This window comes from Streptomyces bottropensis ATCC 25435, assembly GCF_000383595.1.
In the GTDB taxonomy this organism is placed as follows: Bacteria; Actinomycetota; Actinomycetes; order Streptomycetales; family Streptomycetaceae; genus Streptomyces; species Streptomyces bottropensis.
The window spans coordinates 119,870-146,079 of sequence record NZ_KB911581.1 but is presented as its reverse complement, the minus strand read 5'-3'; the positions used below and the strand labels follow the sequence as shown (position 1 = coordinate 146,079).

Annotated in this window: 21 protein-coding genes and 2 pseudogenes; 14 read left to right on the top strand and 9 right to left on the bottom strand. The window is 72.4% G+C overall.

What is annotated here, in order from left to right; translation table 11 throughout:
* Positions 1–140: 140 nt before the first annotated feature.
* Positions 141–899, bottom strand: coding sequence for a mechanosensitive ion channel family protein (locus tag STRBO_RS0100655; RefSeq protein ID WP_005483181.1), 759 nt, complete (start codon positions 897–899; stop codon positions 141–143).
* A 309-nt stretch (positions 900–1,208) separates the two neighbouring features.
* Here STRBO_RS0100655 and STRBO_RS0100650 point away from each other — a divergent pair, with 309 nt between their 5' ends.
* The 3 genes from STRBO_RS0100650 (at position 1,209) to STRBO_RS0100640 (ending at position 5,637) form a co-directional block, all read left to right on the top strand.
* Positions 1,209–3,170: a YncE family protein gene (locus STRBO_RS0100650; RefSeq protein ID WP_005483179.1), complete on the top strand. Its 1,962-nt coding sequence runs from the start codon at positions 1,209–1,211 to the stop codon at positions 3,168–3,170.
* Positions 3,171–3,413: 243 nt separating this feature from the next.
* The gene (locus tag STRBO_RS0100645; protein ID WP_202500233.1) at positions 3,414–4,181 is read left to right on the top strand and encodes a response regulator transcription factor; all 768 of its coding nucleotides are present in this window, start codon (positions 3,414–3,416) and stop codon (positions 4,179–4,181) included.
* A gap of 67 nt (positions 4,182–4,248) precedes the next feature.
* Positions 4,249–5,637, top strand: a complete 1,389-nt coding sequence (locus STRBO_RS0100640) for a sensor histidine kinase (RefSeq protein WP_005483175.1) — start codon at positions 4,249–4,251, stop codon at positions 5,635–5,637.
* Between the two features lie 322 nt (positions 5,638–5,959).
* Here the strand turns inward: STRBO_RS0100640 and STRBO_RS0100635 are convergent, their stop codons facing one another.
* Positions 5,960–7,138 (bottom strand): hypothetical protein, encoded by a 1,179-nt coding sequence (locus tag STRBO_RS0100635; protein WP_037626873.1) that lies wholly within the window; start codon positions 7,136–7,138, stop codon positions 5,960–5,962.
* A gap of 95 nt (positions 7,139–7,233) precedes the next feature.
* Positions 7,234–8,460 carry a PP2C family protein-serine/threonine phosphatase gene (locus STRBO_RS0100630; protein WP_005483171.1) on the bottom strand — a complete coding sequence of 409 codons (1,227 nt, stop codon included), beginning with the start codon at positions 8,458–8,460 and terminating at the stop codon, positions 7,234–7,236.
* 242 nt (positions 8,461–8,702) lie between these two features.
* Here STRBO_RS0100630 and STRBO_RS39765 point away from each other — a divergent pair, with 242 nt between their 5' ends.
* Positions 8,703–9,179: a hypothetical protein gene (locus STRBO_RS39765; RefSeq protein WP_037626870.1), complete on the top strand. Its 477-nt coding sequence runs from the start codon at positions 8,703–8,705 to the stop codon at positions 9,177–9,179.
* 76 nt (positions 9,180–9,255) lie between these two features.
* On the opposite strand, the gene STRBO_RS0100620 is transcribed toward STRBO_RS39765, so the two are convergent.
* On the bottom strand, positions 9,256–9,759 hold the full coding sequence (locus STRBO_RS0100620) for an SH3 domain-containing protein (RefSeq protein ID WP_005483167.1): 504 nt from the start codon (positions 9,757–9,759) through the stop codon (positions 9,256–9,258).
* 186 nt (positions 9,760–9,945) lie between these two features.
* Between STRBO_RS0100620 and STRBO_RS0100615 the strand changes: the two genes are divergently transcribed.
* The gene (locus STRBO_RS0100615; RefSeq protein ID WP_020113605.1) at positions 9,946–10,872 is read left to right on the top strand and encodes a hypothetical protein; all 927 of its coding nucleotides are present in this window, start codon (positions 9,946–9,948) and stop codon (positions 10,870–10,872) included.
* On the opposite strand, the gene STRBO_RS0100610 is transcribed toward STRBO_RS0100615, so the two are convergent.
* Complete coding sequence (locus STRBO_RS0100610; protein WP_005483165.1) at positions 10,787–12,184, bottom strand: aminotransferase-like domain-containing protein; 1,398 nt, start codon at positions 12,182–12,184, stop codon at positions 10,787–10,789. The genes STRBO_RS0100615 and STRBO_RS0100610 overlap by 86 nt on opposite strands.
* A 105-nt stretch (positions 12,185–12,289) precedes the next feature.
* Between STRBO_RS0100610 and STRBO_RS0100605 the strand changes: the two genes are divergently transcribed.
* From STRBO_RS0100605 to STRBO_RS0100585, 5 genes are all read left to right on the top strand, one after another.
* Positions 12,290–13,093 carry an alpha/beta fold hydrolase gene (locus tag STRBO_RS0100605; protein WP_028796397.1) on the top strand — a complete coding sequence of 268 codons (804 nt, stop codon included), beginning with the start codon at positions 12,290–12,292 and terminating at the stop codon, positions 13,091–13,093.
* 87 nt (positions 13,094–13,180) lie between these two features.
* Positions 13,181–13,636, top strand: a complete 456-nt coding sequence (locus tag STRBO_RS0100600; RefSeq protein ID WP_005483161.1) for a DUF7144 family membrane protein — start codon at positions 13,181–13,183, stop codon at positions 13,634–13,636.
* A 262-nt stretch (positions 13,637–13,898) separates the two neighbouring features.
* Entirely contained in the window at positions 13,899–14,942 is a 1,044-nt protein-coding gene (locus tag STRBO_RS0100595; RefSeq protein WP_005483160.1) for an endonuclease/exonuclease/phosphatase family protein, read from the top strand.
* A 57-nt stretch (positions 14,943–14,999) separates the two neighbouring features.
* Entirely contained in the window at positions 15,000–16,961 is a 1,962-nt protein-coding gene (locus STRBO_RS0100590; RefSeq protein WP_005483159.1) for an FUSC family protein, read from the top strand.
* 129 nt (positions 16,962–17,090) lie between these two features.
* Positions 17,091–17,306: a hypothetical protein gene (locus STRBO_RS0100585; protein ID WP_005483158.1), complete on the top strand. Its 216-nt coding sequence runs from the start codon at positions 17,091–17,093 to the stop codon at positions 17,304–17,306.
* Between the two features lie 88 nt (positions 17,307–17,394).
* On the opposite strand, the gene STRBO_RS0100580 is transcribed toward STRBO_RS0100585, so the two are convergent.
* Positions 17,395–19,476 (bottom strand): PhoX family protein, encoded by a 2,082-nt coding sequence (locus STRBO_RS0100580; protein WP_005483157.1) that lies wholly within the window; start codon positions 19,474–19,476, stop codon positions 17,395–17,397.
* Between the two features lie 250 nt (positions 19,477–19,726).
* On the opposite strand from STRBO_RS0100580, the gene STRBO_RS0100575 reads away from it, so the two are divergent.
* Positions 19,727–21,853, top strand: a complete 2,127-nt coding sequence (locus tag STRBO_RS0100575; RefSeq protein WP_005483156.1) for a VWA domain-containing protein — start codon at positions 19,727–19,729, stop codon at positions 21,851–21,853.
* 129 nt (positions 21,854–21,982) lie between these two features.
* Entirely contained in the window at positions 21,983–23,716 is a 1,734-nt protein-coding gene (gene metG / locus STRBO_RS0100570) for a methionine--tRNA ligase (protein WP_005483155.1), read from the top strand.
* Positions 23,717–23,765: 49 nt separating this feature from the next.
* Here the strand turns inward: metG and STRBO_RS42575 are convergent.
* From STRBO_RS42575 to STRBO_RS42570, 3 genes and pseudogenes are all read right to left on the bottom strand, one after another.
* Positions 23,766–23,915: pseudogene (locus STRBO_RS42575) on the bottom strand (universal stress protein); the annotation flags it as partial.
* 175 nt (positions 23,916–24,090) lie between these two features.
* The gene (locus tag STRBO_RS0100560) at positions 24,091–24,300 is read right to left on the bottom strand and encodes a DUF397 domain-containing protein (RefSeq protein WP_005483152.1); all 210 of its coding nucleotides are present in this window, start codon (positions 24,298–24,300) and stop codon (positions 24,091–24,093) included.
* Positions 24,297–24,428, bottom strand: a pseudogene (locus tag STRBO_RS42570) (transcriptional regulator); the annotation flags it as partial. The gene STRBO_RS0100560 and the pseudogene STRBO_RS42570, both read right to left, overlap by 4 nt.
* Here STRBO_RS42570 and STRBO_RS41125 point away from each other — a divergent pair.
* Both STRBO_RS41125 and STRBO_RS44285 read left to right on the top strand, forming a co-directional pair.
* Complete coding sequence (locus STRBO_RS41125) at positions 24,423–24,863, top strand: ATP-binding protein (protein ID WP_078531544.1); 441 nt, start codon at positions 24,423–24,425, stop codon at positions 24,861–24,863. The pseudogene STRBO_RS42570 and the gene STRBO_RS41125 overlap by 6 nt on opposite strands.
* 292 nt (positions 24,864–25,155) lie before the next feature.
* Positions 25,156–26,205, top strand: a complete 1,050-nt coding sequence (locus STRBO_RS44285; RefSeq protein WP_005483150.1) for a NucA/NucB deoxyribonuclease domain-containing protein — start codon at positions 25,156–25,158, stop codon at positions 26,203–26,205.
* The last annotated feature ends 5 nt before the right edge of the window (positions 26,206–26,210 follow it).

Below are 26,210 nucleotides of genomic sequence, written 5' to 3'. Positions count from 1 at the left end.
CCACGCACGGCTATCCCTCTTCGAGGGAGATTGTGCTTCCGCCCCGGCGCGGCAGGCGCGCGACCGCCCGACGCGCGGATCCCCGCACCTCGAAGAAGTGCGGGGATCCGTGTGGGGAAGGCGCCAGGGCGCGCCCACGGTCAGACGTCGGCGGTCGGGCGGCTGGCGGGGACGGTCTCGCGGGCCGCCCGGTACGCCGCCACGCTCTCCCGTGCCTGCACGGTCTCCCGCTCCACCGTCGTCAGCGCCCGCTCCCACCGCTGCCGCATCGGCGCGATCAGGCCTCCGCCGACACCGACGACGAGGATCCCGGCGACCGTGCCGAGCGCGGCGTAGAGGACCGGCCGGGTGATGTCCTGGGCGATGCCGGCCTGGCCCAGCGCCGCGATGACACCGAGGCCCACGACGCAGGCCCAGACCAGGGTCGCGAGGGTGCGGCCGTAGGAGACGGAGGCGAGCGCGCCCCCGACGATGCCGCGTACCGCGTTGGCGATGGCCATCGCCACCACGACGAGCACGACGGCGACGACCGCGCGCGGCAGCCAGGCCACGATGTCGTCGATCATCGCGCTGACGGGGTTCGCGCCGAAGACACCGAGCGCGAGCTGGAGGGTCATCAGCATCAGCGCGTAGTACACGATCCGGCGCAGGATGCCGGTCAGGTCGTAGGAGGAGTCCTGGAACAGCCGTGACGTTCCGGCACGCTCGGACAGGCGTTCGGAGCCGACCTTGCGCAGGACGCGGTCGAGGACGCGGGCGATCAGTTTCGAGACGAACCAGCCGACGAGCAGGATGACGAGGAAGGCGGCGAGTTGCGGAGCGAACTGCGCGACCTTGGACCAGGCGTCGTTCAGGCCCTGGGTGAAGTCGACGGACAGGTCGACGGACAGGCTGACCATGGGTGGTTCTTCCCTTCGCGGGTACGTCGGATACGTCCCCTCCCCTTGTGGATAGCAGTGGGCCGACCGGGTGACGGCGCAGTTCAGGGCCGTTCGGGTGACCGCGCGCGAGGTGCGCGGACGGCGCGTGCGCCGGAGTGGACGTCCGTCCCGTAAATCCATTGAGTTCGCCACCACCCCCTGTGACTCTTGTCAGATCCATGACTTAGTCTTCGCACACGCGTCACACGTGCCGCACAGGTCGAACACACCGGCCCCGCACGACGACGCGCCCATTTCTTTCGTACCGGGGGGTTCGACACCGTGCGTATGCGCACTCTTCCGGCTGCCACCGCACTGGCAGTCCTCTTCAGCTCCGCCGCACTCGCCATCGCACCGACGGCGTCCGCCGACAGCACCAAGGTGCTGCCGGTCGCGTCCAGCGCCGACATCGTGGTGGACGGCGTCCACCAGCGGGTCTTCATCAGCGACCCCAGCAGCGGCAAGATCGTCGTCACCGACTACTACGGCATCGTCCGCAAGCAGTTCACGAACCTCCCGGGCGTCCAGGGCCTGGAGCTGTCCGCCGACTCCGGCACGCTGTACGGGGCCGTGCGCGACGCCGACACGATCGTGGCCGTCGACACGGCGACGGAGACCGAGTCGGCCCGCTACCCGGTGGGCGACGCCCCGGTGGGTGTCGCCGTGGCCGGCGGCAAGGTCTGGTTCGGCTACGGCGCGGCGGCCGAGGGCAACATCGGCTCGCTGGACCTGTCCGGCGAGGAGCCCGTGGTCGCCCTCGACCAGGACACCACCCGCCTCTGGTACTCCGCGCCGGTCCTGGACGCGGCCCCCGGCTCCGGCGCCCTGGTGGCGGGCGAGCCCGGCGGCAGCAAGCTGGCCGTGTACGACGTCTCCTCGGGCACCGCCTCCCGTACGGCGGCCGTGGGCACGGACGGCGGGAACATGGGCGACCTCGCGGTCACCCCGGACGGGCAGCGCGTCGTCGTGGCCAGCGGCTACCCGTACCACCACCAGGTCTTCAAGACCTCCGACCTGACACCGGACGGCACCTACGCCAGCGACAGCTACCCGAACTCGGTCGCCATCGCGCCCGACGGCACCGTCGCGGCGGGCATCGACGGTATCTACGAGCCCGACATCTACGTCTACGAGCCGGGCTCCACCACCTCGATCCGGGAGTACGACTTCCCGAACACCGGGGGCAGCAGCGGCGGCGACGAGCTGCCCGACTCCGGCCTGGCCTGGGCGCCGGACGCCTCCCGCCTCTTCGCGGTGACGTACAACGACGAGGGCGTGTACTCGCTGCGCACGCTGGACGCCCCCACCACGGCGCTCACCGCGCTCACCGTCGCCGCCCCGGCCACGGCCACCCGCGCCAAGAAGCTCACGGTCAAGGGCAAGGTCACCTCGAAGGCCGCGTTCCCGGCCGGGGTGAAGCTGACGGTGACCCGCACCGACCTGGAGTCCCCGTCCGGCAAGGCCCTCGCCGCGGTGACCGTGGCGGCCGACGGCACCTACAGCTTCTCCGACACCCCGCCGGCCGGCGGCAAGGTGAAGTACACCGTGAAGTACGCGGGGGACGCGGACCACACCGCCGCGTCGGCCTCCGACACCGTCGAGGTCTCGCGGGCCACGCCCACGCTGACGCTGGACAAGAACCGCAAGACCTACGCGTACGGCGCGGACGTGAAGTTCACCGCGCACCTCGGCACGACGTACAAGAACCGCAAGGTCGAGATCTGGGCCGACCCCTACGGCTCCGACCGGCCGAACAAGCTGGTGAAGTCGGGGACGGTGAACTCGCAGGGGAACCTGTCGGTCACCGTCGACCTGAAGCGTGACACCAAGCTCTCGGCGAAGTTCGCGGGCGACTCGCGCTACAAGGCGAAGACCGTCACCAACACCGTCTACACCAAGGTCAAGATCTCGTCGTCGATCTCGGGCCACTACACGACCCGGACGGCATGGGGCCAGAAGTACCACTACATCCGCAAGTCCAAGGACCCCGTCCTGAAGACGACGATGACGTACTACCCGAACCGTCAGCAGCGCCTCCAGCTGCAGTTCCACTACGACGGCGCGTGGCAGGACTGGGGCGCCGAGTACTTCGCGCTCGGCACCTCCGGCGGGTCGGACATCACCCTCACCGGCACCCCGACCACGAACGTCCGCCTGCGCTTCCGCTCCGAGTACCACGACACGACCTCGGGCGACAACGTCAACACCACGACGTACGGGGCCTGGAAGTATTTCATCTTCACCAGCTAGACGCACACGGGGCGGCCGGTCCGAGCGGTACCGGGCGGCCGTAGGCGGCACCACGGCGAGCGCCGTCGGCGGATCCACGGGTCCACCGGCGGCGCTCGCCGCTGTCGTGGGACGAAAGCAAGGAAGGAGTCATTCCGCATGAATCCCCAACTGCTCTCCCTTACCTGCCGGTACGTGTGACGATACGGACTCCGCCGAAACTTGAGATCTCAATATGAGGTCACGGCCGCAAAGGAACAGGACATGACCACCCCTGTGCCCTCCGCCCCATCAGCAGGACCCTCAGCGACTCCGGCCCCACAGTCCCCGCCGACGGGCACCCCGGGGTCCACCGGACGCCTCCTCGTCGTGGACGACGAGGAGGGGATCAGGTCCATGCTGACCATGGCGCTGGAGTTCCTCGGATACCAGGTGACCGCCGCGGCGACGGGCCGTCAGGCACTGCAGGCCGTCACGCGGTACGACCCCGATCTGATCCTCCTCGACGTCAACCTCCCCGACCTGGGCGGCTTCGAGGTGTGCCGGACCCTGCGCGACCGGGGCAACGCGGTCCCGGTCCTCTTCCTCACCGGGCTCGGCGGCGTCGACGACCGGGTGCGCGGGCTGGACATGGGCGGCGACGACTTCGTCACCAAGCCGTTCGAGCTGAAGGAGGTCGCCGCCCGCGTCCGCGCCCTGCTGCGCCGGGCCGGGGGCGGCCACCCCGCGCCCGACCGCAACCGGCTGCGCGCCGGCGTGGTCCAACTCGACGCCGACGCCCACCAGGTCTGGGCCGCCGACCGCCCCGTCGAGCTGACCACCACCGAGTTCGCCCTCCTGCGCTACCTCATGGAGAACCCCGGCCGCGTCCTGTCCCGGGGCCAGATCCAGGAACGCGTCTGGAACCACCGCGACGAGGGGTCCGGGGTCGTCGACACGTACATCTACTACCTGCGCCGCAAACTGGGCGAGCCGGGCCAGTCGCTCATACGGACCGTCAGGGGTGTGGGCTACCAGCTGTGCACGAACTGAGCGAGGGAACGGAGGCCTCGGGGGGAGGGGCGGGCAACGACGGCGAGGGCTACGGAAAGCTGGTCGGATGAGCGGGTTCACCGGGCTGGGCGAGAACATCAGGGCGGCCGGGATGCTCGCGCCGACTGACACGTGCCGACGGCCGCACCCCGGCCGGCCCCTGCCTCCCGTCGAACAGCCGATCCGCCCCCATCACGCGGGCCGGCGCACCGTCGGCTTCTGGCTGATCGCCACCCTCACCACGCTGGGCGCGGTCGCCGCCCTCTCGGCCCACACCCTCGCCCAGCATCTGGCCGCCCGCACCGACCAGGAGATCACCAGGGCCAGTGAACTGGGCGGACTCGGCGGTCCGGGGGCGGGTGTTGCGCTGCCAGGGGCGGGGGCGCCGGCGGATGCGGCCCCCTTACCGCTCCCGCCCCTCGGCAGGAACGAGCTGGTCCTCGTCCTCGACGCCGAGGGCCGGGTCGTGGAGCGCCACCGGGGCTCCGCGGGGCTCCCCGCGTTCCCGGCGCTCACGCCCGCCCGGCTGAAGGCGTACGCCGCCCGGTCCGACCCCTCGGCGTTCGGGGAGAGTTACCGGGCGAAGGTGGTGCGCGTGGCGGAGACGGACCGGAGGCACGAGGGCGGCTACGTCGTCACGGCCAGGTCGACGGTGGAGGACCGGCGGGCGGTCGAACGCCTCCTCCAGGTCGAGACGGCCGCCGCCTTCCCCCTGCTCGCCACCGTCCTGCTCGGCGCGCGCCGGCTCGGCCGCCGTGAGGTCCGCGAACGGGAGGACACCGAGCGGCGGCTGCGGGAGTTCATGGCGGCCGCCGGGCACGAACTGCGCAACCCCCTGACCACGATCTCCGGTTACGCCGAACTCGCCCGGGTCGGCGACCCCGCGTACGAACCCATGCGGCAGGAGGCGCTCGGCCGGATCGCCACCGAGGTCGGCCGGATGAGCACGCTCATCGACGAACTCGTGCTGCTGACCCGCCTCGACCTCGGCCAGCCCCTCCAGCTGACCTGCGTGGACCTGGCCCAGCTGTGCCGCGACGCGGTCTCCGCCGCCCGCGACTGCCACCCCGACCGTCCCGTACGGCTGCTGCTCGCCCCCGGGGACCACACGGTCACCGGCGACCCGCTGCGGCTGCACCAGCTGGTCGCCAACCTGCTGGCCAACGCGCGGGTCCACACCCCGCCGGGCACCACGACGACACTGGGGCTCGGCACGGAGGACGGCCACCGGGTGATCGAGATCCTGGACGACGGTCCCGGAATCCCGGACGACCTGCGCGCCCGGCTGTTCGACCCCTTCGTACGCGGTGAGGAGACGCGGGCCGCCGGCAGCGGGCTCGGACTCAGCATCGTCGCGGCGATCGCGACGGCCCACGGCGGGACGATCACGCTGGAGCCGTCCCATCCCGTGCACCGGGGGGCCTGGTTCAGGGTGCTGATCCCGGCCTCGTCCTGACCCGCCCGTCCTGACCCGCCCGTCCTGACCCGCCCGTCCTGACCCGCCCGTCCTGACTCACCCGTCCCAGCCCACCCGTCCTAGCCCACGGGTTGTGACAGGGGGTGGACTTTGCCGACGGCTGGCAAGTTTCTGATCATTCTCTGATCCAACTCCGATCCGTTCCGGAACGGAGGCCGCTTAAGTGATCAACGTACGGTGTCCACCTTGTGCAGTGCGGTGCGGCCTCGTACGACTCCCCTCCGAGGTCGGCCCGGCATTCGCCCTGATCGACGGCTCATCGATCTACGACGAACGGACGACGGCTCATCGACCGGCTCGGCTAACCGGGTACGTGTTGGGCCGACCTCAACTCGCCCTCCCGCCGACGCAGTTCGGCCAGTCGCTGCCGGGCGTGCTCCAGGGCCCCGGCACGCCGCCCCGGCACCCGGCCGCGCAACTCCACGAGGACGGCACCGAGTTCGAGGGCTCGTCCCGCGTCCGTGACCAGTCCCCACTGGTGGTGCGCCCGGTCGACCGCCGCCTCGACCACGGGGTCCCGCGCGAGCCGCCCCGCCGCGAGCCGCGCCCCCGCGACCCCCATCCAGGCCTCGCAGCTGCCGGCCGCGTCCCCCGCGAACATCGCCAGGTCCGCCCGCACCTCCCGCCAGTGCAGCACCTCCTCCGACCCTTCCCCGAACTCCCGCGACGCCCCCTGCTCCCACCGCGCGGCCAGCCCGGCGGCCTCGGAGTGCCGCCCGGCCTCGACGGCGACGGCGATGGCGCTGTGGGGATCGGTGACCGCGGGGGCGGCCACGGGAGCCGGCACGGGAGCCGGCACGGGAGGGACCGCGCGGGCGGCCTCACCGTGCGGCATCGGCGCGCCGGGCGCCGTGGCGTCCGGGGACAGCACCAGATCGCCGTAGCCCCCCGTCCGCGCGAGCACCTGCTCATGGAGCGCTCCCGGCGCCGGCCGCTGCCCACTGCGCAGTATCGTCGCCAGCGCCTTCATGTACCCCGGTGCGGCCACCCCGCGCCGCACCCCGCCCGCGGGCGGTGCGATCCGCCCGTACAGGCTCACCCCGGGCCCGGCCGACAACGGCTGCCCGGCCAGTTGCCGCCACACCTCCGCGTCGGCGTGCAGATCGACGAACAGGGTCGTCGATCCGGGCGCACGCAGCCGCAGTTCCTCCACGATCCAGTGCCAGGGGAACGCCGTGTACCGCACGGTCGCCGGCGTCGTACGCGCCAGCGCCAGATGCACGAGCCGCTGTCTGCGGTCGAGTTGGAGCTGTCCCGTGAGGTACACCGTGAGCGGGCCCGGCGCGGTGGCCGCCGCGCGCAGCCGGGTGAGGACGGCCTGCGGCTCCAGCGGATCGGCCAGTTCGACGACGTTCGCCGTCCCCGTGCCGGACAGCACCTCGGGTGTGACGGCCGCCAGTACGGGGAGCACGGAGGCCGCGTCCACGAGGCACCCCCTGCCCATGGGCGAGGCCGCGAGCAGCAGCACTGTTCCGGGCATCGTTCCCTCCCCGTCGATCACGTAGGCAAGTCAGCACGGTAGCCGCTGCGCGTGCGAACGGGGAAAGTGGCAGGGGAGGAGGGGGGCGGGGCCGGTCACGGCGGGGCCCCGGGGCCCCTGTGCATCGGCTCCGACGCCCGGCGCACCGCGAAGATCGTCGTGTCGTCGTCGAGGCCGCCGCCGGTATGGGCGAGGACGCCGTCGCGGACGAGCCGGACCAGCGAAGCGGGGTCGAGCGCGGGCGGCCCGGCGGCGAGGGCGCGGGTGAGGTACTCGCGGAGGGGGAAGAACTCCCCGTTGCCGTCGCGGGCCTCCGTCACGCCGTCCGTGACCAGGAGCAATGTCTCCTCCGGGGCGAGCCGGACGGTGGCCGTGCGGGGTGTGCGCGGGGCCAGCTCGCCGAGGCCCAGCGGGAGTCCGTCGCGCAACGGCAGGAAACGCACGCCGTCGGGGCGGACCAGGAGCGGGCGTTCGTGGCCGAAGTTGACGATGTCCACGGTGACCGCGTCCAGCCCGGTGAGGTCGGGCCCCCAGTCGGTCCGTTCGCTGCGCAGTTCGGGGAAGTCGAGGAGGACGGCGGTGGCGAAGCGTTCGGAGTCGTCGCGGCCGACGTGGGCGCAGTACCGCACGTGCCGCACCATCCGCGTCTCCAGCCGTTCGGCCACGGTGACCGGGTCGGCCTCGCAGTAGGCGGCCTCGCGGAACGTGCCGAGCAGCACGGACGCCGCCTCCACCGCCGCGAGCCCCTTGCCCTGGACGTCGCCGACGACGACGCGCGTGCCGTACGGGCTGGGCTGGATGTCGTAGAAGTCGCCGCCCACGCGGGCCTGGCTGTCGGCGGCGAGGTAGATCTCCGCGTGGTCGAGGCCGCCGACGTCCGGCGGCAGCTGGCGCAGCAGGATACGGCGGGTGGTGTCGACGACGGCCCGCATGTGCAGCATCCTCTCCTGCCCGCGCAGCCGTACCGCGCAGGCGAGCACGGAGAGGATTCCGCCGAGGGCGACGAGGACGAAGTCGGGCAGGCCGGTGCGGTACTGGTGCGGCCAGGAGTTGTCACCCACGACGTACATGAGCATCGCGAGGGCGGCGAACAGGGCCGTCGTCCACAGCCCGCAGACCGCGGCGGCCAGGCCCGGTACGAGCACCAGCCAGGAGATGACCCGGAAGTCGCCGCTGGTGAACCAGTCGAGCACGGGCACGGCGAGCAGGAGCACCAGCGGCGGGAGCCAGGTGATGTCATGCCCGCGGACCCGCAGCGGCAGCTGCCGCTCGGCGGGGTCCGGCTCCCGACGCACACGCGGCCCCGGCATCCGCATCCGCATGCCCCACAGCGAAACACGCCCCCACGCCCGGCGCATCCCGACCACCCGCCCCGAGGCGTCGGCGGCGCCCCCGCCCCTGCCCCTGCCCCGGCCCCTGCCCCTGCCCCCGCCCCTGCCCCCGCCCCTGCCCCTGCCCCTGCCCCGGCACAGTCCTCGTCGTCCGACTTGCCACGGGGTCCTCCCAGGTGTGCTCTGGTAGTCGGGGCGAAGAGGCGCGGGGGCGGGAAGAGAGGAGTGCTCCCATGGCGCAAGCGGCACCCACTCCGGGCCGGCCGGTGATTCCGGGCAGGCCCTCGGCTGCGGGCAGGCCGGCGGCGCCGGCCACGCCCGATGTGTTCAGCGAGCGCACGCACGTGCTCGCGAACCGGCTCGTGCCCGTGGTCCTCGGCCTCGTCTACGGCTACTGGGCCGCGGCCATGAACCGTGACGCCGGCCCCATCACCGGCTGGAACGTCCTCTTCGGCCTCGTCGTCGCGTTCGTGTTCGCGGCGCTCCACACGGTCGTCCTGGCCGTGGCCCCCCGGCTGCGCCGCGAACTGCACGCCGCTGTCTGGGCCGCCTTCGCGGGCTGCGCGTTCGGGTTCCTGTACAGCCAGGCGTCCCAGCACTCCGTGCTGCGGTCGGTGGGCATGTCCCTCGCCGTCGCGGCGGGATTCCTCGCGGTGAACTTCTACCGCTACTACACGCACGAGGACGCGGGCGGCCACCGGCTGCGGTGAGCCGGTGGCCGCTCCGTCCGTCCGGTCCGGCCAGTCCTCCCGGCCGGTCCGCCCGGCCGGACCGCCCGTCCGGTCCTCAGTCCTCCGTCCACTCCCAGGTGCCGGAGGCCGTGAAGGTCCAGGTGAACGAGACGGATCCGTTCCGGTCGTCGTGCCCGTGCCCGTCCTGGCAGGGATCGCAGTCCTTCCAGCGCGGGCACGGGTCCGTGCACGCGGGGACGGACCGGCCGTGGGTGTCGACGTACACGGCGCTCGCCCAGCCGCGGGCGTCCGCGAGCCAGTACCAGTCCCGGTCGCCGAACACCTTCTGGCCACGCACCACGCAGTCGACGCGGGTCTGACTGCCGGGCGCGAGGAAGCCGACGACGTGGGAGTGCGTGGTCGGCTGTTCGCGGAGGTTCAGATCGCCGCGGGCGACGATCGTGCCGCGGACGGAACCCTCGTGGTCCCCGTGGGGGCGGTCCGCCGCGCGGTCCACCGCCGCGGACGCCGTCCCGAGCGCCGTCACCGTCAGCACACCACCCGTGATCCCGGCCGCGACGAGGCCCCGCAGGACCGACGTACCCGAATTACCACGCATGCTCGGCCTCCTCAGCACCCCCTCGCTACCCCCTGTCACCTCCCTCCCAGGTAACACCCGTTCGGGTGAGTGCTCCACCGGAGGACCGGGCCCGGTGGCCCCGTTCGGCTTGTCCTGCGGGGCCATTCGCAGTCACCCCGGGCGGGAGCGCTCGCGCGGTGCCGGGCGGGGGTCTTGCCTGGAGGGGTGTCCCCCCGTGCCCGCGGCACCCTGTCGGCCGCGCTGACCGTGCTCGCCTGCCTGCTCGCGCCGGTGGGCGCGCTCGCGGCGTGGGCGACGTACGAGATCGCGGACCGCACCCGGTACGAGGCCGTCATGGCACCGCTGGCCGCCGACCCCGCCGTCCGGGAGGCGCTCGCGGACGCGGTCGCCACCGGGATCCTGCGCGAGGTGCGGGTGGGGCCACGACTGCGGGGACCGGTACGGGACTTCACGTACGACGCGGCGCACTCCTTCACCCGGACGGAGGCGTTCCGCACGGCCTGGCACCTGGCGAACCTGGCGGCGCACGACGCGGTGCTGACGGCGGTGCGCGAGGAGGGCCCGTACGGCGGGGGCACAGGCGCCGGGGCCCGCTCGGTGACGCTCGACCTCGCGCCGATCGGCGAACGCGTCAAGCGTCAACTCGTCCGTGACCACGTGCCGTTCGCCCATCGCATCCCGGTCGCGCACACCGAGGTCGAGGTGGTGTCGGCCACGGAACTGGTTCAGCTTCGGAAGGGATATCGCGTGCTCGAAATCGCCGCGTTCTGGCTCCCGGTCGGCGCGCTCGCGCTGGCCGCCGGGGGCATTCTCGTCGCGACACAACGCCGCCGGGCCGTCTGCGCGACGGGCCTCGGCACGGCTCTCGGCGGGGCGCTGCTCGGCGTCGCCGTCGCCCTCGGCCGCCATCTCACCCTGGCCGACCTGCCCCCGGACGTCTCCCCCGCGGCCGCCGGCGCCGTCTACGACGCCCTGACCGCCACCCTGCGCAGCGTCACCTGGGGCCTGTTGGGCCTCGGCACCACCGTGGCCGCGACCGCCTGGCTCACGGGGTACCTCGTACGACTTCGGCGAGGGTCCGCAGCGCCCCCGCCAGCTCCGGCGGAGAAACCGACGCGAGTCCGAGCCTGACGCAGTCGGACGCGGGAACCGCGGGGGTGGCCCGCACCGCCTCCCCGGCCCGCCGGCCGGCTCCCACCAGGGGGACGGCGAACGCGGGCCCGGGGGTCACCGCCACCCCCCGCCGCGCCGCCGCCGCGCGGAACGTGTCGGCGCGCCACGGCTGCGGCAACTCCCACCAGGCGTAGTAGGCCCGCGGATCACCGCGCACGGCGAACCCCGCGAGATGCTCGGCGACCAGCCGCTGCCGCGCCGCCGCGTCCGCCCGCTTCGCCGCGACCAGCCGTCCGACGGTGCCGTCCGCGATCCACCGCACCGCCGCCTCCAGCGCGAAGCGTCCCGCCGCCCAGCCCCCCGAGCGCAAGGCCTCCGCCGCCCCCTCGGCCCGCCCCTGCGGCACCACCAGGAACCCGACCGTCAGCCCCGGCGCCACCCGCTTGGACAGCCCGTCGACGACGAACACCCGCTCCGGCGCGTACGCGGCCAGCGGCGGCGGCACCGGCGCCCCCGCGCCGAGGCCGCCGTCCACGAGGAAGGACCAGATCCGGTCCTCGATCACCGGCAGGTCCAACTCCCGCACCACACACGCCAGTTGAGTCCGCCGCACGTCTCCCGCCGTCACGGACGTCGGATTGTGGAGCGTCGGCTGCGCGTACACCGCCGACAGCGGCGCCGACCGATGCGCGGCGGCCACGGCCTGCGGCCGCACGCCCTCCCCGTCCGTCGCGAGCGGCACCAGGGTCACCCCCAGCCGCCCGGCGATCTCCTTGACCAGCGGATACGTGAGCGCCTCGACGCCGACACGGCCCCCGGGCCGTACGAGGAGGGCGAGGGCGGCGGCGATGGCCTGGCGGGCGTTGCCGGTGAAGAGGAAGCGGTCCGGGGCCGGGCGCCAGCCGGCCGTGGCGAGCAGCCCGGCGGCGGCCTCGCGCGCGGCGGCCGTCCCGGTCGCCGGGGCCGTGCGCAGCGCGTCCGTCAGCACGTCGGGGCGCAGCAGCGGCGCGATCCCGGCGGCCAGCAGTTCCGACTGGCCGGGCGCGGAGGGGTAGTTCAGCTCCAGGTTCACGGGAGCGCTGCCGGCCGGCTCCACCAGCGCCCTCCCGGCCGGCCCGGTCGGCGCCGACCGTACGAACGTCCCGCGTCCGACCTCGCCCACCACCAGCCCGCGCCGCACCAGCTCCGCGTACACCCGCCCGGCGGTCGATCCGGCGATGCCCCGCCGCCGCGCGAACACCCGCTGCGGCGGCAGCCGGTCACCGGGCCGCAGCCGTCCGGCGGCGATGTCGTCCGCGATGCGATCGGCGATACGCCGGTAGTCGGCCACGACCGTTCCCCGCTTCCCGCTCGTCCGCCTCCCGGCCTCTTCACATTGCACCGAGGGCAAAGATCTTATTGCACCGACCAGTCGGGCGACCCTAGGGTCGTGTTCATGACCGCCTTCCTCGCATACGAGGACAAAGGGGAAGCAGGCCCGTCCCGCTCCCTCCCTCTCGTCCTGATCCACGGCCACCCCTTCGACCGCACGATGTGGCACCCCCAGATCACCGGGTTCGCCGCCTCCCGCCGCGTCGTCGCCCCCGATCTGCGCGGCTACGGCGCCTCCCCCGTGGTCCCGGGCGTCACCCCGCTGTCCACGTTCGCCGCGGACATCGCCGCCCTCCTCGACGACCTCGGGATCTCCGAGTTCGTCCTCGGAGGCCTCTCCATGGGCGGCCAGATCGCGATGGAGTGCTACCGCCAGTACCCGCACCGCGTCCGTGGACTCCTCCTCGCCGACACCTTCCCCGCCGCCGAGACGCCCGAGGGCCGGCGCGACCGGAACGCCATGGCCGACCGGCTGCTGCGCGAGGGCATGACGGGGTACGCCGACGAGGTGCTGTTCAAGATGGTCGCGCCGTACGCGGACGCGGAGGTCGCGGCCCAGGTGCGCCACATGATGACGGCCACCGACCCGGTGGGCGCGGCGGCGGCCCTGCGCGGCCGCGCCGAGCGCCCCGACTACCGGGATCTGCTCACCCGGGTCGCCGTGCCCGCCCTGGTCGTCGTGGGCGCCGACGACGAGTACACCCCCGTCTCCGACGCCGAGGCCATGCACGCCGCCCTGCCCGACTCCACCCTCCACGTCGTCGAGGGTGCCGCCCACCTGCCGAACCTGGAGCGACCGGACGCGTTCAACGAGGCGCTGGAGGGCTTCCTCGCCCGGCTGGACCGGGGGCGGCCCCCGGGGCCGTGATTCACCCGTTCGGCCTACACCACATGCGGCGCCACCCCCGCCGCGTGAGCATGCGGGTGAGCTGTCAATCCGTCGGAGGAGGCCCTCATGGCCCAGCACAGCACCGCACCGCGTTCGAACCCGACGTCGCAGGAGACGTCGGCGCACCACCGGGACGCCCGCTCGGAGTGGGCCCACGGCGGGATGGTCTTCGCCGGTGTCCTGATGATGGCCATCGGCGTCATGAGCATCCTCAACGGCATCGCGGGGATCGCCACGGACGACGTCTACACGAACATCGGTGACTACGTCTTCGAGTTCAGCCTCACCGCGTGGGGCTGGATCCACCTGGTGCTCGGACTCGCCGTCCTGGCCACCGGCTGGGGCGTCATGCAGGGCCGTGGCTGGGCCCGTGCGGCGGGGATCGCCCTGACGTCGCTGTTCGCCATCGAGTACTTCATGTTCCTGCCCTACGCGCCGATCTGGTCACTCATCTGCATCGGCGCCGCGGTGTTCGTGATCTGGTCCCTGGCGACGTCCCCGGAGTCCCACTCCCGCATGTGACCCCACCCGCACCCGACCGCGGGCCCGCAGGAACCCCTGTCAGGCCCGCAGGGCCTGACCTCCAAGGGGCGCGGGGAACTGCGCGAGAAGCCCCACCGGACCGCACCCGACCACGCAACCTTCTCCCCGCACCCCCTGTCTTTCCAAGGGGTGCGGGGAACTGCGCGAGAAGCCCCACCGGACCGCACCCGACCACGCAACCTTCTCCCCGCCCCACCCGTCCTTAAAAGGACCCCGCAACAAGAACGAGAGGCACCGGCCCGTGGAGAGCGCGACCATCGAGCGGCCGGAGCCGATGCCGGACCCGGCACCGGAGGCAACCCCGCCCCCACCCCCGCGCAAGCGGCACCGCGCCAAGGCCGTCCTCGCCGCCCTGCTCCTCCTCGGCGTCACCGTCGTCGCCGCCTCCCGCGTGGCCGACGTGGACGCCTTCACCCCGGTCCCCCAGCTCCTCGCGTTCCTGCCCTGGCTCCTCGCCCCCACCGCCCTCGCCCTCCTCCTCTCCCTCGTCGCCCGCTGGTGGACCGGCCTGACCTGGGGCGTCGTCGTCCTCGGCACACTCGCCTGGTACATCGAGCCGTACGGAAAGGCGACCGAGCCGACCGGCCCGGTGCTCGCCGAGGTACGCGTGATGACGTCGAACGTGCAGTTCGGCCACGCCACCGACGCCCTCGTCAGGGCCGTGCACCGCGACCGCCCCGACATCGTCTTCGTCGAGGAGTGCGAGGTCACCTGCTCGGCCAGACTCCGCGACACCCTCGGGGACCTGAGCGGAAAGAAACCGCTCTACCCCCACCGCCAATCCGTCGAGGGCTACGGCTCCACCGGCTCCGTCATCCTCAGCCGCTACCCCCTGAAGTCCGCCGACCCGATCCCCGGCTCGATGGGCATGCCCGCCGCGGTCGCCGACATCGAGGGCCGGCCCGTACGGCTGCAGCTGGCGCACCCCATGCCGCCGCTCCCGGGAGCGCTGGACACCTGGCGGCAGGAGCTCGACGCGCTGCGGGCGTACGCGGCGAAGGACACCCGCACGCCGACCATCCTGGCCGGCGACTTCAACGCCTCCCAGGACCACGCGGCCTTCCGCGCCATCCTCGACACCGGTCTGAGCGACGCGGCCCGGCTGACCGGACAGGACCGCAGACCGACCTGGCCCTCCGCCACGACCCCGAGGTTCGGCGCCCAGATCGACCACGTCCTCGTCTCGCGCGAGGACTTCTCCGCCCGCGAGGTCCGCTTCGTCGAGCTGGCGGGCACCGACCACGACGCCGTCACCGTCGACCTCGACCTGCACCGCCGCGCGTGAACCAACGGGCACACAGGCTCCCCCGAATCCCCGAAACCCCGCGGTCATAATGGGCGCATGTCCCGCCCGTTCCCCATCGGCCTCGCTCCGCCCGACTGGCTGGTGCGGAACCTCCAGCCGCAGCCGACCCCGGTCAACCGGCCGGCCGTCGCCCGCGCGGCGGTCGCGCTGACGCTGCCACTCGTACTCGGCCTGGCCGCCGGCCGGCCCGAGTACGGTGCGCTCGCCTCCATGGGCGCCCTCTCGGGCGTCATCAGCGACACGGCCGCCGCGTACCGGATGCGGCTGCTCAACATCGCGGTCCCCCAGCTGTTCGCCGCCGTCGGCATCACGCTCGGCTCGCTGGTGTACGGGCAGGGCTGGGTCACCGTCGTGGCGCTCACCCTGGCCGCGCTCGTCTCCGGGATGATCTCGTCGATCGGCGCCGTGGCCTCCGTCTCGGGTCTGCTCCTGCTCCTCAACTCGGTGGTGGGCGCGGGCCTGCCGATGCCGGGCCAGTGGTGGCTCGCGCCGGTGCTGATGACCGGCGGCGGCCTGCTCGTCCTCGCCCTGGCCCTGTTCGCCTGGCCGCTCAGGGCGGGCGTACCGGAACGGGACGCCGTCGCGGACACCTACCGCAAGGTCGCCGACCTGCTCGCCACGACCACCGCCGAGGACCCGGCCGGCCACACGGACGCCTACGACGCGGCCCGGCACATCGTCACCCAGTCCCTCAACCAGTCCTACGACCTGGTCCTCGCCCGCCGCGCCCGGCACCACGGCCGCAGCCCCGAGCTGGTGCGGCTGCTGGCCCAGTTGAACGCCGTCACCCCGCTGGTGGAGGCCGCCCCCGCGGTACGGCTGTCCGGCCGCCCGCTGCCCGCCGAGATCCCGGTGGCCGTACGGCATCTCGCGGAGGCCGTCGAGACGGGGTACTCGGGGCCACTGGGGCTGCGGCTGCCGGAGCCCCGCAGCGAGATCGGGCGGGCCGTCGACCAGGCGCTGCGGCACGCCGCCGACGTCGCCACCGAGAAGTCGCCGGACGCCCTGCGGAAGGCCGGCGACCGGTCCGGGGGCCCCGCCCCGCTGGGCGTGCGCGCCGCCCGGGTCGCCCGCAACGTCGCCCTGTCCGGCGCCTCCTGGCGCTACGGCCTGCGGCTCGCCCTGTGCATCGGCATCGCGCAGGCCCTGGTGTCGCTCGTGCCCGTACCGCGCTCGTACTGGGTGGCGCTGACCATCACGTTCGTCCTGAAGCCGGACTTCGGGTCGGTGTTCTCCCGGGCGCTGCTGCGCGCGCTCGGCACGGTCGTGGGGCTGGTGGTCGCTGCCGGGATCCTCGCGGAGGTGCCGCGTGGCTGGTGGGACGTGCCGGTGATGCTGCTGCTCGCGCCGCTCATCCCGGTGTTCACCCCCCGGGGCTACGGCTACCAGACGGCCGCCATCACCCCGGTGATCCTGCTCCTGTCCGACGTCCTCAACCACCAGGGCACCGGTCTGCTGGTGCCGCGCCTGGTCGACTCCCTCATGGGCTGTGCGATCGCGCTGGTCGCGGGCTATCTGCTCTGGCCGGAGAGCTGGCACGCCCGGGTCGGCGCCCGCCTCGCGGACGCCGTCGCCGACACGGCCGCGTACGTCGAGGCGGCCTTCGGTACGGAGCCGGCCGACCCCGCCGACCGGACCCGGATGCGCCGCCGTCTGTACCGGGACCTGTCCGCCATCCGTACGGAGTTCCAGCGGGCCCTGACCGAACCGCCGCCCATCGGCCGGCGCGCGGCCGCCTGGTGGCCGCTGGTCGTGGCGGCCGAACGGATCGTCGACGCGACGACGGCCGCGCGGGTCCGGATCAAGCAGGGCGCGCAGCCGCCGTCCACCGCCGAGGTCGACCAGGTCGCGCTGCAGTTGCGGGAGCTGTCGGACGGGTTGCGCAGGACGGAGACCCTCTACGAGGTGCGCTCCGACCTCAGCGGGCCGCCCGGGAGCGTGCTGGAGCCGCTGCGCCAGGAGGTGGCGGCGGCGCGGGCGATCACCTCGCCCCTCTGAGCAGGTCAACCGGGTGCAGGCCGCCGAATCGTTACGTCATCCCCGCACGGGTGACTGAGGGCGAATGCGCAGCCGAAAAGCAGACATGATCAATCCGGTTCAACCGCCCTACCTATAAGGGGATTTTTCATGCGTCGCACCGCGACCGTCCTGCTCGGAACCCTCGCCCTCGCCGGAGCCGCGGCCCCCGCCGCCCAGGCGATCCCGGACCCCGTCGCCACCGTCACCTGCGTCACCGAGACCCCGGCCGGCGTGACGGAGCTGGTCGACCCGGCCGTGCTCGCCGACCCGGCCGCCCTCGTGGACCCGGCGGGCCTGCCGGGCGTCAGCTGCCTGGCTCCCTGAACCACGCGGCACCGAAAGACGTGCGGGCCGTCCTCCCCGACAGGAGGACGGCCCGCATGCGCATGGGTGCGTACGGGTGCGTACGGGATCAGACGCCGATGTCGCTGCCGTCCGCGCGCCACACCGCGACGACCGCCGGGCGGACGTAGGTGCCCGGGCCGTCGGGCCAGGTGCTCCTCGGCTTCTCGACGGTGGCCCCGTCCAGCTCGCCCGGGTGCTGGACGGCGACCAGGACGCGGCGGTCCTGGATGATCGGGCCGCAGGTCTCGGCGCCGCTCGGGACCGTCAGGAACTGCTTCAGCTCACCGCGCCGCTTGCCGCGCGTGGCGACACCGAACAGACCGTCGTGCGAGCCGAGCTGCGAGCCGTCCGTGGAGATCCACAGGTTGCCGTGCGGGTCGAAGGCGACGTTGTCCGGGCAGGAGATCGGGCTGACGTGCTCCTTCGGGAAACCGGCGAAGTAGGTCGCCGGGTCCTCGGGGTCGCCCGCGACGAGGAACAGCAGCCAGCCGAACTTCGTGCTCTCGGGCTGGTTGCGGTGCTCGGTGAGTTCGAGGACGTGGCCGTGCTTGTTGGCGTTGCGCGGGTTGGCCTCGTCCGCCTTGGCGTTGGAGCCGACACCGCGGTTGGAGTTGTTGGTGAGGGCGACGTAGACCTTGCCGGTGACCGGGTTGGGCTCGATGTCCTCGGGCCGGTCCATCTTGGTGGCGCCGACCTTGTCGCCCGCGAGCCGGGTGAAGACGAAGACCTCGTCGGCCGTCATCCCGTCGACGTGCGAGACGGCGCCCTTGGCGGTGGCGGTGGCCAGCGGGATCCACTCACCGGCGCCGTCGAACTCGCCGTCGGCCGGCAGCTTGCCCGTGCCGTCGATCTCGATGGCCGGGGAGTCGCCGGTGAGCCTGGCGACGTAGAGCGTGCCCTCGTCCAGCAGGGAGAGGTTGTGCTCGCGGACGGAGCGGCTCGACCCCTTCTTCATCCGCTTGCTGCCGACGAACTTGTAGAAGTAGTCGAAGCGCTCGTCGTCACCGGAGTAGACGACCGGACGCCCGTCCGAGGTCAGGCGGATGGTGGCGGCCTCGTGCTTGAACCGCCCGAGCGCGGTGTGCTTGCGGGGTGTGGAGGACGGGTCGTAGGGGTCGAACTCGACGACGTACCCGAAGCGGTGCACCTCGTTCGGCTCCTGGGCGACGTCGAACCGCTTGTCGAACCGCTCCCACTTGCGCTCGGTGGCACCGGTGCCGACGCCGTACCGCTTGTCGGTCGGACGGCTGCTGTTGGCGAAGTACTGGTTGAAGTTCTCCTCGCCGTGCAGCGTGGTGCCCCAGGGGGTCGTGCCGCCGGAGCAGTTGTTGAGGGTGCCGAGGACCTTGCGGCCGGTCGGGTCGGCGGAGGTCTTGAGCAGGTCGGAGCCGGCGGCGGGGCCGGTCAGCCGGAACTCGGTGGTGGCGGTGACCCGCCGGTTCAGCTGGTGGCGGGGCACGGCGGTGAGCTTGCCGGTACGCCGGTTCTCCTCGACGACGACGGCGGACAGACCGTGGGCGGCCCAGGCGACCTCGACCTGGTCACGGGTCGGGTTGGCGGCGTCGTAGCCGCGGAACATCAGGATCTCGTCGGTGTACTCGTGGTTCGCGACGAGCAGCTTGCGGTCGCGCTCGCCCTGGAGCGGGAGCAGCGCGAGGAAGTCGTTGTTGTAGCCGAACTGCCCCGCCTGGGCCTTGGCCGTCTGGTTCTCGGGGTCGAAGGCGGGGGCGCCGCGCAGGATGGGCTCACCCCAGCGGATGACGACGTTCTGCTCGTACCCCTCGGGGACGGTCACGGTGTCGGCGGTGTTCGGCTCGACGGCGGTGAACCTCAGACCGCGGGCGGCCTTGTTCTTGCCCCTGGCCGCCGCGGTCCTGGCGGCCTCGGCGGACTCCGCCGTCGTGGCCGCGGCGGCGGGCGCGGCGGTGCCGAGCGTGACGGCCGTACCGGCCGCGCCGGCCACGGAGACGACGGCGGCGGCTCGCATCACCGAGCGGCGGCTCAGCGCGCTCGCGATGACGTCACCCACATAGGCGTTGGCACTGGTGTTCGGTATCTCGTGGAAGCAGGCGTCCCCACAGCGGAACCGGCAGGTCAGGGCGGAACGGCCGCCGGGATGCGAGCCGATCATGGGCAGCAGCTTGCGCACAGCGCGCTCCTCGGTGCTCTTTGTACTTTTTGGTGTGAGCGCGACGCTAGGGGGGCGTGCGTTCGAGCACGGGGACGCGAGGTGAACAAGGGGTGAACCTGCTGCGGCCCAGGCGGTGTTGACAGCGCGGGGCGGCGGGGATAGAGAAAGCCCCCCGCCCCACCCCAAGATCGCCACGTCCGGCCGCTAACCTTACGTGTCCGTCCTGGCCAGGGATTGACGGCTTCAACTCACCCGAAGGGTTGCGCACATGGGCATTCTCTCTCTTCTGCGGAATGCGTTCAGTCGCTCACGCAAGGGGCGCGACACGGATTCTTCGCAGGAGGCGGAGCGGGTTTCCCCGCCGGAGTCGACCGACGGCTCCGCGCCGGCCGAGCCGAGGGTTCCGGCCCAGGCTGCCGAGCCCGAGCCCGCGGCGCCTACGCCGCCCACCTCCGTCGCCGACGACCTCGTCTCCGCGGCCTTCGACAACGTCACGGTGCCGAAGCCGCGGGGCGGCGAGAGCGAGGCCGAGGCCGAGGAGACCCCCGCGTCGACCACGGAGGCCGAGGCGAAGGACGCGTCCACGGAGACCGGGGCGAAGACCCCGGCCGCGGACACGGTGGCGACTCCCGAGGCGAAGACCCCGCAGACCGAGCCGACGCCGGCCGCCGAGGCCGAGCCGGAGGCGGCGGCTGCCGCCGAACCCGAGCCCGGGGTGACGGCTGCCGCCGAACCCGAGCCGGAAGCCGCCGCTGAGCCGGTGGTGAAGCCTGCCGGCGAGGTGGATGCCGAGCCGGAGCCGGTGACCGAGGCCGAGCCTGTGGCTGCGGTAGCGGCTGCGCCGGACGAGGTGGAGGCCGTGCCTGCGTCCGAGGCCCCGGCCGCCGACGCGGAGGCCGCGGTCGTGACTGAGGCCCAGACCGAGCCCGAGTCGGCGGGCGAGCCGGAGGCGGTGACCGAGGCCGGGCCCAAGTCGGCGGCTCAGGCCGAGCCCGCCGCCGAGGTGCAAGCCGAGGCCGTTGCCGAGGCCGAGCCCGAGTCGGCAGCCGCGCCGGAGGCAGTCGCCGAAGCCGAGCCTCAGCCGACGGCTGAGGTCGTTGCCGAGGCCGAGCCCGCCGCCGAGACGGCACCCGAGGCTCCTGCCGAGGCCGACTCCGAGCACTCTGCCGCCAAGGAGACCGAGCCGGAGGCGGTGGCCGAGACCGCCGCCCCGGAGCCGGTCGCCGAAGCCGAGCCGATCGTCGCGGAACCCGCGGCCGAGCCCGCCGACGCGCCCGTGGCCGAGGCGGCACCCGAGGCCGAGCCCGTGGTCGAAGCCGAGCCGCAGGCAGAAGCCTCTGCCGAGCCCGAAGCCGCCACCGAGCCGGAGGCCACGCCCGAGGCCGAGCCCACCGTCGAGGCCGCACCCGAGCCGGAAGCCGCGAAGGAAGACGAGGCCTCCCCGGAGCCGGTCGCCGCCGCCGAGCCCGAAGCCGCCTCCGTGCCCGAGCCCGAAACAGCGCCGGAGCCGGTCGCCGCCTCTGAGCCCGAGCCCGAAGCCGCGTCCGAGCCCGCAGCCGCGCCCGACCCGGAAGCCGAAACCGAGGCCGCACCCCAGCCCGAACCCGCCCCCGAACCCGCGGTCGCCGACGGCGAGGTCGCCCCGCAGGTGGCACCCGCGGCCGACGACGAAAGCGGCACGGGTGGTGCGGATGGGAGAACGGGCGTGGCCGAGGGCGAAGCCGAGGCCGGGTCGGCGGCCACCCCAGGCGGAGCCGCCCCCGTGCCGGCCGGCCTGCGCACCGCCTACGACGCCGCCGGGACCGTACTCGCCAAGCAGGACCTCAAGGACGCCCGCGCCAAGGTGTACCTCGTGCTGGACAGGTCCGCCTCGATGCGCGGCTACTACAAGGACGGCTCCGCCCAGGCCCTCGGCGAGCAGACCCTCGCCCTCGCCGCCCACCTCGACCCCGAGAAGACAGCCGTCCCGGTCGTCTTCTTCTCCACCGAGCTGGACGGCACCGGCGAGCTGACCCTCGACGCGTACGAGAACAAGGTCGACGACCTGCACGCCGGCCTCGGCCGCATGGGCCGTACCAGCTACCACGTGGCCGTCGAGGAAGTCCTCGCCCAGCACCGGAAGGCGGCCCCCGGCATCCCCGCCCTCGTCGTCTTCCAGACCGACGGCGCCCCGGACGCCAAGACCCCGGCGAACCAGGCCCTCGCGGACGCGGCCGAGAACCACCCCGCCGTCCACTTCGCGTTCGTCGCGTTCGGCGACCCGGAGAACAAGGCGTTCGACTACCTCCGCAAGCTGAAGACGACCACCACGTCCCACTTCCTGGCGGGCGAGACCCCACGCGAACTCACGGACGCCGAGGTCTACGAGGGCATCCTGGCCGCCTGGCGCCCGTAGCCCCACCCCCGGTCCCACCGTGCCGCCCGCTTCTCATCCCCTAAAACGGGAGGCGGGCGGCACACCCGTGTCGGCTACGATTTCAAGGTTCGCGAAGCAGTCAGAGAACCGACCTGGGAGCAGCCCCCGATGGCTCGACACCTCATCACCAGCGCCCTTCCGTACATCAACGGGATCAAGCACCTGGGCAACATGGTGGGGTCCATGCTCCCGGCGGACGTGTACTCCCGCTACCTCCGCCAGCGCGGCCACGACGTGCTCTACATCTGCGCGACGGACGAGCACGGCACCCCGGCCGAGCTGGCCGCGAAGGAGCGGGGCCTGCCGGTCGACGAGTTCTGCGCGCAGGCGCACGACGCGCAGAAGGCCGTCTACGACGGCTTCGCGCTCGCGTTCGACTACTTCGGCCGGAGCTCCTCCCCGCAGAACGTCGAGATCACCCAGCACTTCGCCCGCCGCCTGAAGGAGAACGGGTTCATCGAGGAGCGGGCCATCCGCCAGGTGTACTCACCGGCCGACGGCCGCTTCCTCCCGGACCGCTACGTCGAGGGCACCTGCCCGCACTGCGGCTACGACAAGGCCCGCGGCGACCAGTGCGAGAACTGCACCCGCGTCCTGGACCCGACCGATCTGATCGACCCGCGCAGCGCCATCTCCGGCTCCACCGACCTGGAGGTCCGCGAGACCAAGCACCTCTTCCTGCTGCAGTCCAAGCTGCAGCACGAGGTCGAGGCCTGGGTGGCGGCCCACGAGGAGGAGTGGCCGCACCTGTCGTCCTCCATCGCCCGCAAGTGGCTGAACGAGGGCCTGCACGACCGCGCCATCACCCGTGACCTGGACTGGGGCGTCCCGGTCCCGGCCGACACCTGGCCGGAGCTGGCGGCGGAGGGCAAGGTCTTCTACGTCTGGTTCGACGCCCCGATCGAGTACATCGGCGCGACGAAGGAGTGGTCGGACGCGGCCCCGGACGGCGAGAGGCGCGACTGGAAGTCCTGGTGGTACGAGGCCGACGCCGGCGACCACCCCGTGCGCTACACGCAGTTCATGGCGAAGGACAACGTCCCCTTCCACACGGTGATGTTCCCGGCCACCGAGCTGGGCATCCGCGAGCCGTGGAAGAAGGTCGACTACGTCAAGTCCTTCAACTGGCTGACGTACTACGGCGGCAAGTTCTCCACCTCGCAGAAGCGCGGCGTCTTCACCGACCAGGCCCTGGAGATCCTCCCGGCGGACTATTGGCGCTACTTCCTCATCGCCAACGCCCCGGAGTCGGACGACTCCTCCTTCACCTGGGAGCACTTCACCGCCACGGTCAACAAGGACCTCGCCGACACCCTCGGCAACTTCGTCAACCGCGTCCTGTCCTTCTCCAGGAAGCGCTTCGGCGACGAGGTCCCGGCGGGCGCTGCGGCCGGCGAGGCGGAGACCCGCCTCGGCGAGGAGATCGCCCGTCTGCTCGCCGAGTACGAGGCGCAGATGGAGGCCCTGCAGTTCCGCAAGGCGGCGGCGGCGCTGCGCGCCCTGTGGTCGGCGGGCAACTCCTACCTGGAGGAGAAGGCCCCCTGGCTGGAGATCAAGACCGACCAGGAGGCCGCGGCCCTCACCCTCCGTACCGCGATGAACCTGATCCACCTCTACTCGGTGGTCTCCGAGCCCTTCATCCCGGCGTCCTCGGCCGTCATGCGCGCCGCCTTCGCCCTGAAGGACGACACGGCCGTCTGGGTGACGGCGGAGGAGGCCAGGTCCCTCGACCTCGTCCCGGCCGGTACGCCCTTCACCGTCCCGCCGGTCCTCTTCGCGAAGCTGACGGACGAGGACCTGGAGACGTACAAGGAGCGCTTCGGCGGCGCGCCCGAGCAGTAGGGAGCCGATCGCCCGCCCGTCCTGCGCGCGCCGCACCGGCCTCACCACGTCATTCCTCGGTGGGCACGCACAGGACGGGAAAGCGCGACAGATGCAGCAGCTTGTGCGGGGCCGAGCCCAGCAGGGCCCCGCGCATCGGGCTCTCGCCCCAGGTGCCGACCACGATCAGCCGTGCCCGACGGCGCGAAGCGGCGCCGAGCCGCTGCCCGTAAGACCAAAGTGAAAGCCTGGGCCGCTGCACGCACACCCAAGAGCGCCGAAGAGGACTTCGCTGACGGACTGTTCCCCCCAACCCTGCGCCGTGTTCTTAACTGTGCTCCAACGCGCCCCCGCTTCTAGTGTCAACCAAAGGCGGGGCACGAGCAGTTGAGCGGTCAGCTCTCCGAGGCGTACACCACGAAGCCCGCCCATGCTTCCAGCGCGAGTGCGAGCTGGGGACCGCCCATGTTCTTGGAGTCGCGGACGTGCACTGTGCCGGGGGCGGTCGCGATCTCGACGCAGCTGTCGCCTTCGGTGCCGTCGCTGTAGCTGCTCTTGAACCACTTCAGCTCGGAGGCGTCTCCGGCAGAGACCTTACGGATCATGTTTCTCCCAGCACTTGCTCGATGAAGGCGAGTGACTCCCTCGGAGTGAGAGCCTGGGCCCGGATGACGCCATACCGCAGTTCGAGGATCCGCAGCTCCTTCGGGTCGGAGGTCGGGCGGCCATTGATGAAAAGTCCATCCATCTCGACACCCCCACCCGGCACTTCAGCGTCCTGCTGTCCCCCACACCGCGCGGTGCCCGCCTCGCCCGTCTCCTCGCCACGGAATGGCTGCGCGCCTGGGGCCCGCCGTACGGCGCCCTCGACACCGCCGAACACCTCGTCGCCGAACTCGCCACGAACGCCGCCACCCACGGCCGGCTCCCCGGCCGGGACTTCCGCCTCGTCCTCCAGACCCGGGACAACACACTCCGCATCGAGGTGACGGACACACCCGGCGACGACCTCCCATGCCGTCGGCCACCCGCCCCCGCCGCCGAATCCGGACGCGGCCTCCTCCTCGTCGAGGCCCTCGCCCACCGCTGGGGCACCGAACCCGGCCCCGTCCCCCGCAAAACGGTATGGGCCGAACTCGATCTCAACACCGTTGCGTTGGAGTCTTGAGCCGCAGGCAAGCCCTGGCGAATGACGCAACGGGACGTCCTGACAGATCAGCTCAAGCTCTCTTCACGCGTGTGGCCGAGGCGACGGCCGGAACGTGACGCGCTCGGCCGCTTGCGCGCTTGCATCGGATCGTTCGAGCCGGACTCCCGCCGCCGGGTCTGCGCCTAACTCAATGGCCGACTGTCAGTCCCCCGTGCTTCGATCGGGTTGATTAGCGTGAACACGCCAAGAAGTAGGCGGGTTTGCGCTGCTCTGACCATCCACAGGGGGTACGACTTGAGGACCGAGAATCATGCTGGCCGTGGGGGCCGCCTCGCTGGCGCTGTTGGGCAGCAGTCTCACCGTGGCGCAGGCGGCGGACGATCCCACAGCCGTACCGGAAAGCTCGCTGAGCACGGAAGAAGACCTCGCCGACCCGGCCGCAGACGAGTTGCCATTGGCTGAGGAAGACACTGAGGGTGACCCGGAGTCGGAGCCGTCGGAAGAGGACATGGCGCTGGGCATCGAAGGCACGGCCGATGAGCCGGCGGCGGCGCCGGATACCGCCGAGGACGGACAGCCCGTCACGATGGAGACCGGTACCCAGACGGCGTGCGACGAGCAGACGGAGTCGGGCGCCGAGGAGGCGCCCGACGGGCAGTACGTGGCCTGCGTATCGCCTCCGACGCCGGCCGACGAGCTGACTGCCGAGGAACAGGCCGCACTGTCGCGCAGTGATGCCACCGCCAACCCGTCCGCAGGTGAGGCGGCTGCCCTGGCTGTCGCAGCGGCCCGCGAAAGCATCGATCAGGAAGCCTTGCTGCAGGACACGACGGATGACACACCCTCGGAGACCGAGCTCGTCGAAAGCCCGGACGCTCTCACCGCCGCGGCCAAGCGCTCGCCGTGGAAGGAACCCAAGTGGTGCATCGACGAGGGCGTGGACTCGACCTGGTACATGCAGCGGATGCGCAGTTGCGGTGTGTGGCGTGGCAAGGTCCATGCCAAGGATGTGCGCACGGGCCGCGTGGTCGGCAACATCAAGTTTCTCTTCATCGGATACTCCTTCACGGCCCGCGACTCCAAGACGTGGGCGGCTCAGGTCAAGCTCGTGGAGGTGTCCCGGTCGGGGAAGGCCGTGAGCGGCACGAAGGCGTACGGCAGCCTGGAACGCCCACCGGGCAAGTCCTGCGACGAGTACCCCTTCGCCAGCACATGGCAGGGTGCCAAATACAGCGGCGGTCCGTTCAGCCGACGCATGGTCAACGACAAACAGAACAAGGGCGCCGGTCGCGCGCTGAAAGGTTTTTACGCCTACAGCCGCGTCCTCGAAGGAGACCGGTACCTGGTATGGATCAGGTAGGCCCC